Annotated in this window: 11 protein-coding genes; 7 read left to right on the top strand and 4 right to left on the bottom strand. The window is 66.9% G+C overall.

Annotated elements, in window-relative coordinates; translation table 11 throughout:
* Positions 1 to 64: 64 nt before the first annotated feature.
* Positions 65 to 1,399 (bottom strand): omega-aminotransferase AptA, encoded by a 1,335-nt coding sequence (locus HMPREF2914_RS00710; RefSeq protein WP_003096546.1) that lies wholly within the window; start codon positions 1,397 to 1,399, stop codon positions 65 to 67.
* A 229-nt stretch (positions 1,400 to 1,628) separates the two neighbouring features.
* Here HMPREF2914_RS00710 and HMPREF2914_RS00715 point away from each other — a divergent pair, with 229 nt between their 5' ends.
* A complete protein-coding gene (locus tag HMPREF2914_RS00715; RefSeq protein WP_003098285.1) occupies positions 1,629 to 3,122 on the top strand; it encodes an aldehyde dehydrogenase in 1,494 nt (497 codons plus the stop codon).
* Between the two features lie 146 nt (positions 3,123 to 3,268).
* Positions 3,269 to 4,432, top strand: coding sequence for an MFS transporter (locus tag HMPREF2914_RS00720; RefSeq protein WP_003136250.1), 1,164 nt, complete (start codon positions 3,269 to 3,271; stop codon positions 4,430 to 4,432).
* Between the two features lie 3 nt (positions 4,433 to 4,435).
* On the opposite strand, the gene HMPREF2914_RS00725 is transcribed toward HMPREF2914_RS00720, so the two are convergent.
* From HMPREF2914_RS00725 to dadR, 3 genes are all read right to left on the bottom strand, one after another.
* Positions 4,436 to 6,025, bottom strand: a complete 1,590-nt coding sequence (locus HMPREF2914_RS00725; RefSeq protein WP_023092762.1) for a phospholipase D family protein — start codon at positions 6,023 to 6,025, stop codon at positions 4,436 to 4,438.
* An 85-nt stretch (positions 6,026 to 6,110) separates the two neighbouring features.
* Positions 6,111 to 7,430 (bottom strand): NAD(P)/FAD-dependent oxidoreductase, encoded by a 1,320-nt coding sequence (locus HMPREF2914_RS00730; RefSeq protein ID WP_004364667.1) that lies wholly within the window; start codon positions 7,428 to 7,430, stop codon positions 6,111 to 6,113.
* Between the two features lie 175 nt (positions 7,431 to 7,605).
* Entirely contained in the window at positions 7,606 to 8,094 is a 489-nt protein-coding gene (gene dadR, locus HMPREF2914_RS00735; RefSeq protein ID WP_003096535.1) for a transcriptional regulator DadR, read from the bottom strand.
* A 153-nt stretch (positions 8,095 to 8,247) separates the two neighbouring features.
* Between dadR and HMPREF2914_RS00740 the strand changes: the two genes are divergently transcribed.
* From HMPREF2914_RS00740 to HMPREF2914_RS00760, 5 genes are all read left to right on the top strand, one after another.
* On the top strand, positions 8,248 to 10,815 hold the full coding sequence (locus HMPREF2914_RS00740) for an intermembrane phospholipid transport YdbH family protein (protein ID WP_023092761.1): 2,568 nt from the start codon (positions 8,248 to 8,250) through the stop codon (positions 10,813 to 10,815).
* Between the two features lie 20 nt (positions 10,816 to 10,835).
* The gene (locus HMPREF2914_RS00745; RefSeq protein WP_003096523.1) at positions 10,836 to 11,027 is read left to right on the top strand and encodes a YnbE family lipoprotein; all 192 of its coding nucleotides are present in this window, start codon (positions 10,836 to 10,838) and stop codon (positions 11,025 to 11,027) included.
* Positions 11,028 to 11,039: 12 nt separating this feature from the next.
* On the top strand, positions 11,040 to 11,384 hold the full coding sequence (locus HMPREF2914_RS00750) for a YdbL family probable chaperone protein (protein ID WP_003096521.1): 345 nt from the start codon (positions 11,040 to 11,042) through the stop codon (positions 11,382 to 11,384).
* A gap of 356 nt (positions 11,385 to 11,740) precedes the next feature.
* Positions 11,741 to 13,039 carry a D-amino acid dehydrogenase gene (gene dadA / locus HMPREF2914_RS00755; protein ID WP_003098274.1) on the top strand — a complete coding sequence of 433 codons (1,299 nt, stop codon included), beginning with the start codon at positions 11,741 to 11,743 and terminating at the stop codon, positions 13,037 to 13,039.
* Positions 13,014 to 13,367: a RidA family protein gene (locus tag HMPREF2914_RS00760; protein ID WP_003098273.1), complete on the top strand. Its 354-nt coding sequence runs from the start codon at positions 13,014 to 13,016 to the stop codon at positions 13,365 to 13,367. Before dadA ends, HMPREF2914_RS00760 begins: the two co-directional genes overlap by 26 nt.
* The last annotated feature ends 82 nt before the right edge of the window (positions 13,368 to 13,449 follow it).

Here is a 13,449-nt window from a genome sequence, read left to right on the forward strand (position 1 = left end):
CTGACTCTCGGTTCTTGTGGTTCTGGCCAGTTGGAGGCAGGGCGGCGCCAGCCGCCCGCCTGGATCAGACGCTGGCGCGGATGGCCTGGGCCAGGCGCTCGACGATCTGGTCGATGTGGGGCTTGTCGATGATCAGCGGCGGCGACATGGCGATGATGTCGCCGGTCACCCGGACCATCAGGTCGTGCTCCCAGAAGCAGCGCTCGAAGACGTCGTAGCCGCGCTTGCCGGGGCCGTCCGCGTGCGGCGCCAGTTGCACGCCGCCGACCAGGCCGACGGCGCGGATGTCGACCACGTTGGGCAGGTCGCGCAGGCTGAACAGCGCGTCCTGCCAGTAGCCTTCCAGTTCGACGGCCCGCTGGAACAGGTCGTCGCGACGGTAGATGTCCAGGGTCGCCAGGGCGGCGGCGCAGGCTACCGGGTGGCCGGAATAGGTATAGCCGTGGAAGAACTCGATGGCGCCCTGCGGGCCTTGCATGAAGGCGGCGTGGATCTTCTCGTCGACGAATACGGCGCCCATCGGAATGCTGCCGTTGGTCAGCCCCTTGGCGCAGGTCAACAGGTCCGGGACGACGCCCCAGCGCTGCGCGGCGAAGGCTTCGCCGACGCGGCCGAAACCGGTGATCACTTCGTCGAAGATCAGCAGGATGCCATGCTTGCGGGTGATCTCGCGCAGCCGCTGAAGGTAGCCCTTGGGCGGCAGCACCACGCCGGCCGAGCCGGACATCGGCTCGACGATCACCGCGGCGATATTCTCGGCGCCGTGCAGGGTCACCAGGCGTTCCAGCTCCTCGGCCTTTTCCGCACCATGCTCGGGCAGGCCGACGGTGAAGGCGTTGCGGGCGACGTCCAGGGTGTGCGGCAGGTGGTCGACCCCCGGCAGCAGGTTGGCGGAGAAGGCCTTGCGGTTGTTGACCATGCCGCCTACCGACAGGCCGCCGAAGCCGACCCCGTGGTAGCCCAGTTCGCGGCCGATCAGGCGGGTGCGGGTGCCCTGGCCGATGGCGCGCTGGTAGGCAAGGGCGATCTTCAGCGCGGTGTCCGCCGATTCCGAGCCGGAGTTGGTGAAGAACACTTTGTTCAGGCCCGGCGGGGCGATTTCCGCCAGCCGCGCGGCGAGTTCGAACGGCAGCGGGTGACCCATCTGGAACGGCGGGGCGTAGTCGAGGGTGGCGATCTGCCGGGCCACCGCTTCGCTGATCTCGCGCCGGCCGTGGCCGGCATTGCAGCACCAGAGGCCGGCGGTGCCGTCGAGGATGCGGCGCCCGCCCTGGGCGATATAGTGGATGCCTTCGGCGCTTTCCAGCAGGCGCGGCCGCGCCTTGAACTGGCGGTTGGCGGTGAAGGGCATCCAGAAGTTGTCGAGGCTGCTCGACTGCGGCTCGTTATTCATTGTCATAGGGCCACCCAGGTTGCACGCGAGGGATGAAGACGCTAGTCCGGGCGAGTCTATGTTTAAAATAATGAACGTGACAAGGGAGTTAGAGGGGTTCCTGTCAAATATATTGAAAACAGGCGCTGCTCTGGTTTAGGGTGGCGGACACCACGGGCCGCGCGCCCGCCTTGCAGAATCTGACAGCGCGCCTGTCTCCCAGGCGCCCAGAACACCAATAAGAGGACACGTTGTCATGACCACCCTGACCCGCGCCGACTGGGAAGCCCGCGCCAAAGACCTGAAGATCGAAGGCCGCGCCTTCGTCAACGGCGAATACAGCAACGCCGCCTCCGGCGAGACCTTCGATTGCCTGAGCCCGGTGGATGGCCGCTTCCTGGCCAAGGTCGCCAGTTGCGACCTGGCCGATGCCGAGCAGGCGGTCAAGGTCGCTCGCAATGCCTTCGATTCCGGCGCCTGGTCGCGCCTGGCGCCGGCCAAGCGCAAGCAGACGATGATCCGCTTCGCCGATCTGCTGCTGGAGAACGCCGAGGAGCTGGCCCTGCTGGAAACCCTGGACATGGGCAAGCCGATCAGCGACTCGCTGCACATCGATGTCGCCAGCGCCGCCAACAGCCTGCGCTGGAGCGCCGAGGCGATCGACAAGATCTATGACGAAGTCGCCGCCACTCCCCATGCCGAGCTGGGCCTGGTGACCCGCGAGCCGGTCGGCGTGGTCGCTGCCATCGTGCCGTGGAACTTCCCGCTGCTGATGTCCTGCTGGAAACTCGGTCCGGCCCTGGCCACCGGCAACTCGGTGATCCTCAAGCCCTCCGAGAAGTCGCCGCTGACCGCCATCCGCATCGCCCAGCTGGCCGTCGAGGCCGGCATTCCGAAAGGCGTGTTCAACGTGCTGCCGGGCTACGGCCACACGGTAGGCAAGGCGCTGGCACTGCACATGGATGTCGACACCCTGGTGTTCACCGGTTCGACCAAGATCGCCAAGCAACTGATGGTCTATGCCGGCGAGTCGAACATGAAACGCGTCTGGCTGGAGGCTGGCGGCAAGAGCCCGAACATCGTCTTCGCCGACGCCCCGGACCTGAAGGCCGCCGCCGAAGCCGCTGCCGGCGCCATCGCCTTCAACCAGGGCGAAGTCTGCACCGCCGGTTCGCGCCTGCTGGTGGAGCGCTCCATCAAGGACAAGTTCCTGCCCCTGGTGATCGAGGCCCTCAAGGGCTGGAAGCCGGGCAACCCGCTGGATCCGGAAACCAACGTCGGCGCGCTGGTGGACACCCAGCAGATGAACACCGTGCTGTCCTACATCGAGGCCGGTCACAACGACGGTGCCAAGCTGGTTGCCGGCGGCAAGCGGACCCTGGAAGAAACCGGCGGCACCTACGTCGAGCCGACCATCTTCGACGGCGTGACCAATGCAATGAAGATCGCCCGTGAGGAAATCTTCGGCCCGGTGCTCTCGGTGATCGAGTTCGAGGATGCCGAGGAGGCCGTGCGCATCGCCAACGACACGCCCTATGGGCTGGCGGCGGCGGTCTGGACCAGCAACCTGTCCAAGGCGCACCTGACTGCCAAGGCCCTGCGCGCCGGCAGCGTCTGGGTCAACCAGTACGACGGTGGCGACATGACCGCTCCGTTCGGCGGCTTCAAGCAGTCGGGCAACGGTCGCGACAAGTCGCTGCACGCCTTCGACAAGTACACCGAGCTGAAGGCGACCTGGATCAAGCTCTGATCGCCTAGGTCGGCCCTTCCGGGCCGGCTCTCTCGAGCCACACCCGCGGCCGGGTTTCCTTCTGGAAGCCCGGCCGCTGTGCTTCGTGCGCCGGATATATCCGCTCGCCCCGGCAAGGCTTCCGGGGTGCCAACGGGAGAATCGCAATGCGTTGGGGAAGCTATTTCGCCGTCTGTTCCGCAGTCATTAGTATCGGCCTCGCCCTTGGCCTGACCATGCCGCTGGTCTCGTTGCGCCTGGAGAGCTGGGGCTACGGCAGTTTCGCCATCGGCGTGATGGCCAGCACGCCGGCAGTGGGCGTGCTGCTCGGCGCGATGATCGCCGGGCGCCTCGCCGCGCGCGTCGGTACGCCGCGGCTGATGCAGTTGTGCCTGCTCACCGGGGCAGCCTCCATCGGCCTGCTGGCACTGCTGCAGAGCTACCCGGTATGGCTGTTGCTGCGCCTGCTGATCGGCGTGCAGCTCACCGTGGTGTTCATCCTCGGGGAAAGCTGGATCAACCAGTTGGCGGTGGAGAAGTGGCGTGGCCGGCTGGTCGCGCTGTACGGCACCGGCTACGCCCTCAGCCAACTGTCCGGGCCGGTACTGCTGACCTTCATCGGTACCGCCGACGACCGTGGCTTCTGGTTCGGCGTCTGCCTGCTGATTGCTGGCTCGTTGCTGCTGCTGGGCCGCGGCGGTGCGCCCAGGGTCGATCCGCACAGCGCCTCCGGGCGCGGTTTGTGGGCCTTCTGCCGGGGCCTGCCGGCGATCGCCTGGGCGGTGGTGTTGTTCGCTGCCTTCGAGGCGATGATCCTCACCCTGCTGCCGATCTACGGGTTGCGCCAGGGCTTTCCGCAAGCGGTGGCGCTGGCCATGGTCAGTACCGTGGTGGTGGGCGATGCATTGTTGCAGTTGCCGATCGGCTGGCTCGCCGACCGGGTCTCGCGCAGCGGCCTGTTCGGCGGCTGCGGCCTGGTGCTGCTGCTGAGCAGCCTGGCGATTCCCCTGCTGCTGCAGACGCCGTTGATCTGGCCGCTGCTGGTGCTGTTCGGGGCCAGCGCCGGCGGGTTGTTCACCCTGGCGCTGATCCTGATCGGCGAGCGCTACCGAGACGATGCCCTGGTCCGGGCCAATGCCCATGTCGCGCAGCTATGGGGGATCGGCTGCCTGCTCGGCCCGCTGGCCACCGGCGCCGCCAGCCAGTGGATCAGCGGTCACGCCCTGCCGTTGATGATGGCGCTCGGCGCGGCGGGCTTCGTGGTGCTGGTGCGGCTGCGCGGGGCGATTCCGGCGGACGAGGAGGCAACCGGCCTGGAAGCCTCCGAGTGACCCTCAGAGCATCTTTTCCAGTCCGATCATTCCCGCGACCCAGGCGTTCAGGCGTCGCCACAGGCTACCCGGCTCGTGGCGCAGGACCTGGGCCCGGCCGTCGCGTTCGTCGATCCAGACCAGCTTCGGCCGGCTGCCGCTGCGGTCGATGCGAACCTGGTAGCTGACGCTCGGCGCCATGCCCTCCAGCGCCAGTTGGCGGACCTGCTCGGCCAGCAGCGGACTGTCGACGATGACCCCGACTTCGGTGTTCCACAGGATCGAGCGCGGATCGAAGTTGAACGAACCGATGAATACCTTGCGCCGGTCGAAGACCATCGCCTTGCTGTGCAGGCTGGCGCTGCTCGATCCGTGCAGGCGCCAGGGCGCGCCGCTCAGCGGCTGGTCGGGATTGGCGCGCAGCTCGTAGAGCTTCACGCCATGCTCAAGCAGCGCCATCCGATAGGGCGCGTAGCCGGCATGCACGGCGGGCACGTCGGTGGCTTCCAGGGAGTTGGTCAGCAGGCGCACGCGGACGCCGCTGTCGGCCTTGCCGGTGAGGTAGTTGAGACCGTCCTTGGCCGGAACGAAATACGCCGAGACCAGGATCAGTTCCTTCTGCACGCCCTTGAACAGGCCCGCCAGGTGCGGACTGAGCAATAGGTGCGGGTCGGGCTCGCCGCGGCTCAATACCTTCAGCGGCGCATCCCAGATCGCCTCGGCGCGTGCCCAGGTGAGATTCTCCAGCCAGTTGCCCAGGCGTGGCTGGTCGCCGCGGTCGAACAGGTGGCGGATGTAGCCGGACTCCTTCACCGACTCCTTGCGCAGGTAGCGCTGCAACTTACGTCGGGCCGACTCCAGTTCGCCGGGATAGGGCGCGCGCCAGAGGAAATCCTCGATCGGCCGGCTGATGGCGCTGTTCCAGTACTGGTCGAAGCTGTGCGAGAGCTGGTTGGCGATGGGGCCGACGCCGAGCAGGTCGAGGTCGGTGAAGTTCATCTCCGGTTTGGCGTTGAAATACTCGTCGCCGAGGTTGCGTCCGCCGACGATGGCCGCCGTGCCGTCGGCCAGCCACAGCTTGTTGTGCATGCGCCGGTGCTGCTGGGACAGGTTGAACAGGCGGCCGACGCCTCGCGTGATGCCGGTGGCGCGGCCCAGGTGCAACGGGTTGAACAGGCGCACCTGGATGTTCGGATGGGCGGAGAGCACACCGATCTCGTAGTCCCAGCCATCGCTGGCGGTGTCGTCGATGAGGATGCGTACCCGCACGCCACGGTCGGCTGCTTTGAGCAACTCGTAGGCGAGGGCGCGCGTGGTCAGTCCGTCGTGGACGATGTAGTACTGGATGTCGAGGCTGCGCTGGGCTGCGCGAATCAGCGCCGCGCGGGCGACGAAGGCATCCTCGCTGGCGCCCAGCAGGTGGAAGCCGGACTGGCCGGGGTGGTCGCGCCCCTGGACTTCGGCCTGCCTGGCCAGCCAGGTACCCTCGGCGGGCAGTGCCGACGACGGTTGCGGCGGAGGAGTGCTGGCGCAGCCGGAGAGGGCCAGGAGGGCCAGCAGGAGGAATCGGCGAAGCAAGGACATCTCCCGTGGAAACTCGAACGACCGGCTCATCCCGGTCGTGCGAATTCTAGGAGTTTTCCTCGGAAGAGCGATGCCCCGCCTGATTTTTTCAGAATCCGCCGAGCCTCGGATGGGCTCAGCTACCGAGTTTTTCCTTCAGCCGGTACCAGGCCATGCCCAGCGCCAGCAGTGGCGAGCGCAGCAGCTTGCCGCCGGGGAAGGTGATGTGCGGCACCTTGGCGAACAGGTCGAAGCCGTCGCTCTGCTGGCCGCCGATGGCTTCGGCGAGCAACTGCCCGGCGAGGTGCGTGGCGTTCACCCCGTGTCCGGAATAGGCCTGGGCGAAGTACACGTTGGGCTGCCCCGGCAGGCGGCCGATCTGTGGCAGGCGATTGGCACCGATGCCGATCATGCCGCCCCATTGGTAGTCGATGCGGACGTTCGCCAGTTGCGGGAATACCTCCAGCATCTTCGGCCGCATGTAGGCGGCGATGTCGCTGGGGTCGCGGCCGGAATAATGGCAGGCGCCACCGAACAGCAGGCGGTTGTCGGCGGAGAGCCGGTAGTAGTCGAGGGCCACGCGCTGGTCGCACACTGCCATGTTCTGCGGCAGCAGTTGGCGGGCCAGTTTCTCGTCCAGCGGCTCGGTGGCGATCACGTAGCTACCGGCCGGCAGTACCTTGCCGCCGAGCAGCGGGTTGAGGTCGTTCATGTAGGCGTTGCAGCCCAGCACCAGGGTCTTCGCCCGCACCTTGCCGGCGGCGGTATGCACCTGGACTTCCGTGCCGTAGTCGATGCGCGTCACCGGCGAGCGCTCGAACAGGCGGACGCCCAGCGACTGGGCAGCGGCGGCTTCGCCGAGGACCAGGTTGAGCGGGTGCAGGTGGCCGGAGCCCATGTCCACCAGGCCGCCGACGTAGCGATCGGAGCCGACCACGCTGCGCATCTCCGCGGCCGGCACCAGGCGCATCTCGTGGCGATAGCCGAGGGCCTGGAGTTCCTCCATGTCCTCGCGGAAGCCCTGGTAGTCGCCGGGCTTGTTCGCCAGGTCGCAGTAGCCCCAGCGCAGATCGCAGTCGATGGCGTATTGCTCGACCCGGCGACGGACGATCTCCACCGCCTCCAGGCCCATCAGCTTGAGTGCCTTCACGCCGTCGGCGCCGATCACCGGGAGGAACTGCTCGACGTCATGGCCGACGCCGCGGATCAACTGGCCGCCATTGCGCCCACTGGCGCCCCAGCCGATCCGGTGCGCTTCCAGCAGGACCACGGAGAAGCCGCGCTGGGCCAGTTCCAACGCCGTGTTCACCCCCGAGAAACCGCCGCCGACGACGCACACGTCGGCCTGCTCTTCGCCGGCCAGGGGTGGGCACTCGATGCGTCGGTTGAGCGTGGCGGCGTAGTAGGAGGGGGCGTGTTGGGCGGTATGCACCGGCTGGTGAACGCGGGCGTTCATGTGTGAAATCCTGATTATTATGTGTGGAAAATTTGACGGAGCATAAACGTCAGTCGAGGCGCTCGCCAAGGGCGAAAAAGGAAAAAACTGCGAGGTGTTGCGGGGATCGTGTGCGGAAACGACGGTGTTTCCCGTCTATGCCGGGAGTCCTGGCGGACTCCCGGAGCGTGTCATGTCAATCCGGAACCGGTAGGTCGAGCGACTCCTTGACCTCTTCCATGACGATATAGCTCTTCGACTCGCGAACGTGCGGCAGTTTCAGCAGGATGTCGCCGAGCAGCTTGCGGTAGGACGCCATTTCCGAGATGCGAGCCTTCACCAGGTAGTCGAAGTGGCCGGACACCAGGTGGCATTCCAGCACATGGGGCAGCTTGAGCACCGCCCGGCGAAACTCTTCGAAGGTATCGCCGGACTTGTAGTCCAGGCTGATCTCGACGAACACCAGCAGGCTGGCCTTCAGGTGCTGCGGATTGAGCCGGGCGTGGTAGCCCATGATCAGGCCTTCGCGCTCCAGGCGGCGCACGCGTTCGGTGCAGGGTGTGGTCGAGAGGCCGACGCGTTCGCCCAGCTCGGTGAAGGAAATGCGACCTTCCTCCTGCAGGATGCGGAGGATGTTGCGGTCGATCTTGTCCAGCTCGCGCTTGCTCTGATGCTGGGTACGCATGGATGGAGGCTCCCCGTCTGGCTCGGAAAATCCGGAAATTTTCCGCCAATATAACGTCGAAAGCAGGGAAAAACACTGGCCGGGGAAAACGCCTTGATCTTGCACGAGGGCCCCGCCACCCTTGGCCGGGTCGGCAACGGACAGAGGTAGGACATGCGTTTGCGCAGAAGGACGACGTTGCTGCTGGTATTTGCAGTGCTGTTGCTGCTGGCATTCGGCTACGGCTGGCATGCCTGGCGCAGCCTGTTGCGCGAGCAGGGTGTCGAGCGCCTGGAGTGGCAAGGCCTGGGCCTGTCCGCCGAAGGCATCGGGCTGCGACGGCTGGCGCTGGAGCGGCGCGGCGCGGATGGCGCCAGCCTGCGACTGGACGTGGAACACGCGCTGCTGCGCTGGCCCGGGCTGTCGGGTTGGCGTCCGCGTCTACCCGGCCTGCGCGTGGAGCAAGTGGCGCTCGCCTGGCAACCGGCTGCCGCGAGTTCCGACGACGACTCCGCTGCGCTGGACTGGACGTCCCTGCGCGAGACCCTCGCCTGGCTGCCGGAACAGATCCACCTCGAACGCTTCCATCTCGACCTGCCTTGTCCCGCCGGCCGCTGCGAGCAGGAAGGCGGACTGGACATCGGCCGCCCGTCGGGAGCGCTGTTTCCGCTGGCTGCGCAACTGCGCCTGCAACAGGAGGCGCAGCAGGCCCAGCTCGACGCCCAGCTCTTCGAGGAGCCTACCGGCTGGCGCCTGCGTGCGCGCGCGCAACTCGACCGGCAGGCGCTGCTGACGCTGGACAGCCAGCTCGCGCCGTCCGATGGCGACGGCCTCTGGCAGGGGCGCCTGGAGGCGCCCGGCCTGCCCGACACCCGTGGCCTGGTGGTCTGGCTCAATCGCTGGCTGCCGGAGGCGCAGCGCCTGCCCGACGCACCGCAAGCCCTGCGTCTGCAAGCGGACTGGACGATCCGCCTGGCGCCTGGCAGCGACTGGCTGGAGCCGCGCCGGGTGCTCGACGGCGGTGGCTCGGCGGCGCTGCTGGTGCAGGCTCCGCAAGCCTGGCCGATGCCCGGTCTGGGTAATGTACAGGGCGAACTGCAAGTCCAACTGGATGGAGACGAGGGCGCCTGGTTGCCACGCCAGCTGCGCAGCGACTTGCGCCTGAGCCAGTTGCACGGCGAGTGGTTGCAGGCGCTGCCGGCCGAGTTGCGGCCGAGCGCGCTGGGCTTGCGCAGCGAGCCGCTGGAGCGCGATGCCGATAGCGTCACTGCGTTGCGCCTGGCGTTCGCCAGCGAGGGCGCGAGTACGCTGAAGCTGGAGGCGCGTCTCGACCTGCTGGGCATCTCGCCGTGGGCCGCCAGGCTGGTGGAGGGGCGCTTGCAGGTGGACGCGCCGCGCCTGCAATACCAGGGCTGGAAAGCCGAGCGACTGGTCGCGGAGATTCCCCTGGAGGGCCGGCTGGACGGGCAGCGCGCCAACCTCTCCTTCGGCAGAGGCGCGCGGTTGCAGGCGGCGTCCCTGGCCGAGCCGTCGACGCTGCACCTTGGCCAGCCCCGCCTCAATCTCGCCGGGACCGCTCTCGAACTGGCCTACCAGCCGCTGGCGCTGCATTTCGCCGGGCCGCTGCAGGTGCAGGCCGGACAACTCCGCCAGGCCAACCTCAAGCCGTTGGCCTGGACCTTCGAGGGGCCGCTCGACACCACCCTCGAGCGCACCAGCCTGAAGGGACGGCTGAGCAACGGTGCGGGGCTGGCGGCGGACATCCAGCTGCAGCGCGATGCGAAGACGCCCCTGGCACTCTCCGCCAGGCTGGCCGAGGTGTTCTTCCGTACCGGCAATCCGCTGGCCGCGACCCTCGCCGACTGGCCGGGGCTGCTCGAACTGGGCAATGGGCGCGCGACCGCCGCGGCCGGCTGGAAGCTCGACGCGGCGGGTGGCTCGTCCCTCGACCTGGACCTGACCCTGAAAGGCCTCGACGGTATCTACGACCGCAGCGAGCTGAAGGGGCTGGGCGGCAGCCTGGCCTTGCGCCTGCGCGGCGGTCAGTTGAGCCTGGACAGCCCCGGCCTGAGCCTGGCCGAGGCCAATCCCGGCCTGCCGCTGGGGCCGGTGAGTTTCCGCGGGCGCTACGAGGCCCCGCTTTCCGCGCCGGGCAGCGGCCGCCTGAGCTGGCAGACGTTGCAGAGCGGCCTGTTCGGCGGGCAGGCCTCGGTCCCCGCGGGGAGCATCCGCCTGGGTCAGGCCGAGCAGAAGTTCGCCTTGCGTATCCAGGGCATACAACTTGGCGAGATTTTCCGGGTCTATCCGGCGGAGGGCCTGGCCGGCGAAGGCACCCTGGACGGCGAGCTGCCGCTGATGCTGAACCGCTGGAAGCCCAGCGTCTCCGGCGGCCAGGTCAAGGCCCGCGAGCCCGGCTACCTGCGCTTCCGCTCGGCGAAAATCGAGGCGCTGGGGCGCAGTAACCCGGGGATGAAGCTGGTCGCCGATGCCCTCGACGATTTCCACTACGACGTCCTGCAAAGCAGCGTCGATTATCATGAGAACGGCAAGCTGTTGCTCGGCCTGCGCTTGCAGGGCAGCAACCCGGACCTGGAGAAGGGGCGCCCGGTCAACCTCAACGTCAACCTGGAGGAGGATATCCCGGCACTGCTGACCAGCCTGCAACTGAGCGACCGGGTCAGCGAAACCATTCGCCAACGTGTGCAGGAGCGCATGCAGAAACGCAAGGCTTCGGCGCCATGAGCCATACAGGAGAACCCCCGATGCGCCTCTGCGCTCTATTCGCTGTCCTGCTGCTGGGCAGCCTGACGATGGCCTGCACGCCCACCGTGCAGCTGGCGGCTCCCAGCGAGCCGATCAACATCAATCTCAACGTGAAAATCGAGCACGAGATCTACATCAAGGTCGACAAGGCTCTGGACGGCATCATCAACGAGAACAGCGGCCTGTTCTAAAGGAGCGGATCCATGACAACCCGTAGCAAACTCGGTATCGCCCTGCTGGCCCTCGGCATCAGCCTTTCCGCCATGGCGATGGACCTCGGCCAGGCCATGTCGGCCCTTGGCGGCGCCAAGGCCCAGGGCCTGGTCGGCGAGCAGGCGGACGGTTACCTTGGCGTGGTCAGCAACAGCGGCCAGGCGGCGGACATCGCCGCGCAGATCAATGCCGCGCGGCGCGCCGAATACCAGAAGGTGGCCAACAGCAGCGGCGCTTCGCTGGCCGACGTGGAGGCCATGGCCGGCAAGAAGGCGATGGAGAAAACCCCTGCCGGGCAGTACGTCCAGGTTGGCGGCAAGTGGGTGAAGAAATAGCGCGAAGGCTCTGCGAGCGCTCTGGGACGCTGCTCCGATCGCAAGGGCCGGGCAGTGTCCGCGGAATTTTTCCTGTCGTGAGCGGTTCCTTCAGGGACTCCTGCCGTTTTCCATGGGTTCTGCGACAGGCTTTCCCGAAAAAGCGGCTCCCGGCCTGAGTTCGATCATTTAAATATGCGGTATTTTTCCAGTTTTATGGTGGATGCGCCTCGGTAAAACCCCTACTTGTCCGGTTTTTTACCTGAGTAACCGCCTAAAATTGGTGATTATTTCTGCCTGCCTCTTCCTATACTGCGCGCATCTACACGCTCAAAATAACAAACGTCCGCGGTTCCTCCGCGACGTGGGAGGCGACAATGCGAGTTCTGGTCCTTGGCAGCGGTGTCATCGGTACCGCCAGTGCGTATTACCTGGCCCGTGCCGGGTTCGAGGTGGTGGTGGTCGACCGTCAGGACGGTCCCGCGCTGGAAACCAGCTTCGCCAACGCCGGCCAGGTGTCTCCCGGCTACGCTTCGCCCTGGGCAGCCCCGGGCATTCCTCTGAAGGCCATGAAGTGGCTGCTGGAAAAGCACGCGCCGCTGGCCATCAAGCTCACCTCCGATCCCAGCCAGTACGCCTGGATGCTGCAGATGCTGCGCAACTGCACCGCCGAGCGCTACGCGGTGAACAAGGAGCGCATGGTCCGCCTGTCCGAGTACAGCCGCGATTGCCTCGACGAACTGCGCGCCGAGACCGGCATCGCCTACGAGGGCCGCACCCTCGGCACCACCCAACTGTTCCGCACCCAGGCGCAGCTGGACGCCGCCGGCAAGGACATCGCCGTGCTCGAGCGCTCCGGCGTGCCCTACGAGGTTCTCGACCGCGACGGCATCGCCCGCGTCGAGCCGGCCCTGGCCAAGGTCGCCGACAAGCTGGTCGGCGCCCTGCGCCTGCCCAACGACCAGACTGGCGACTGCCAGCTGTTCACCACCCGCCTGGCGGAAATGGCCAAGGGCCTGGGCGTGGAGTTCCGCTTCGGCCAGAACATCGAACGCCTGGACTTCGCCGGCGACCGCATCAACGGTGTGCTGGTCAACGGCGAATTGCTCACCGCCGACCACTACGTGCTGGCCCTGGGCAGCTACTCGCCGCAACTGCTCAAGCCGCTGGGTATCAAGGCTCCGGTCTATCCGCTGAAGGGCTACTCGCTGACCGTGCCGATCACCAACCCGGAGATGGCGCCGACCTCGACCATCCTCGACGAGACCTACAAGGTGGCGATCACCCGCTTCGACCAGCGCATCCGCGTCGGCGGCATGGCGGAAATCGCCGGCTTCGACCTGTCGCTGAACCCGCGCCGCCGCGAGACCCTGGAAATGATCACCACCGACCTCTATCCCGAGGGCGGCGACATCAGCCAGGCGACCTTCTGGACCGGCCTGCGCCCGGCGACCCCGGATGGCACCCCGATCGTCGGCGCCACCCGCTACCGCAACCTGTTCCTCAATACCGGCCACGGCACCCTGGGTTGGACCATGGCCTGCGGGTCGGGTCGCTACCTGGCCGACCTGATGGCGAAGAAGCGCCCGCAGATCAGCACCGAAGGCCTGGATATTTCCCGCTACAGCAATTCCCCGGAGAACGCCAAGAATGCCCATCCAGCGCCAGCACACTAACGAGCGTATGAGCCAGATCGTCGTCCACAACGGCACCGTCTACCTGGCGGGCCAGGTGGGCGAGGACATGTCCGCGGGCGTCGAGCAGCAGACCCGCGAGACCCTGGCGGCCATCGAGCGTCTGCTGGAAGAGGCCGGCACCGACAAGACCCGGATCCTCTCGGTGACCATCTACCTGAAGGACATCGACGCCGACTTCGAAGGCATGAACCGCGTCTGGGACCAGTGGCTGCCGCGCGGCGTCGCGCCGGCGCGCGCCACCGTCGAAGCCAAGCTCTGCGAGCCGGAGATCCTGGTAGAGATGTCGGTGGTCGCTGCGCTGCCCTGAGTTTTGTCTGGCCCGGCCGGAGAGCCGGGCTTTTTTTCGCCTGATGAAAGGTGCGCGATGCCGCACCTCGCTGAAGAGAGAC

It is taken from the genome of Pseudomonas sp. HMSC067G02 (assembly GCF_001813485.1).
GTDB lineage: Bacteria > Pseudomonadota > Gammaproteobacteria > Pseudomonadales > Pseudomonadaceae > Pseudomonas > Pseudomonas aeruginosa.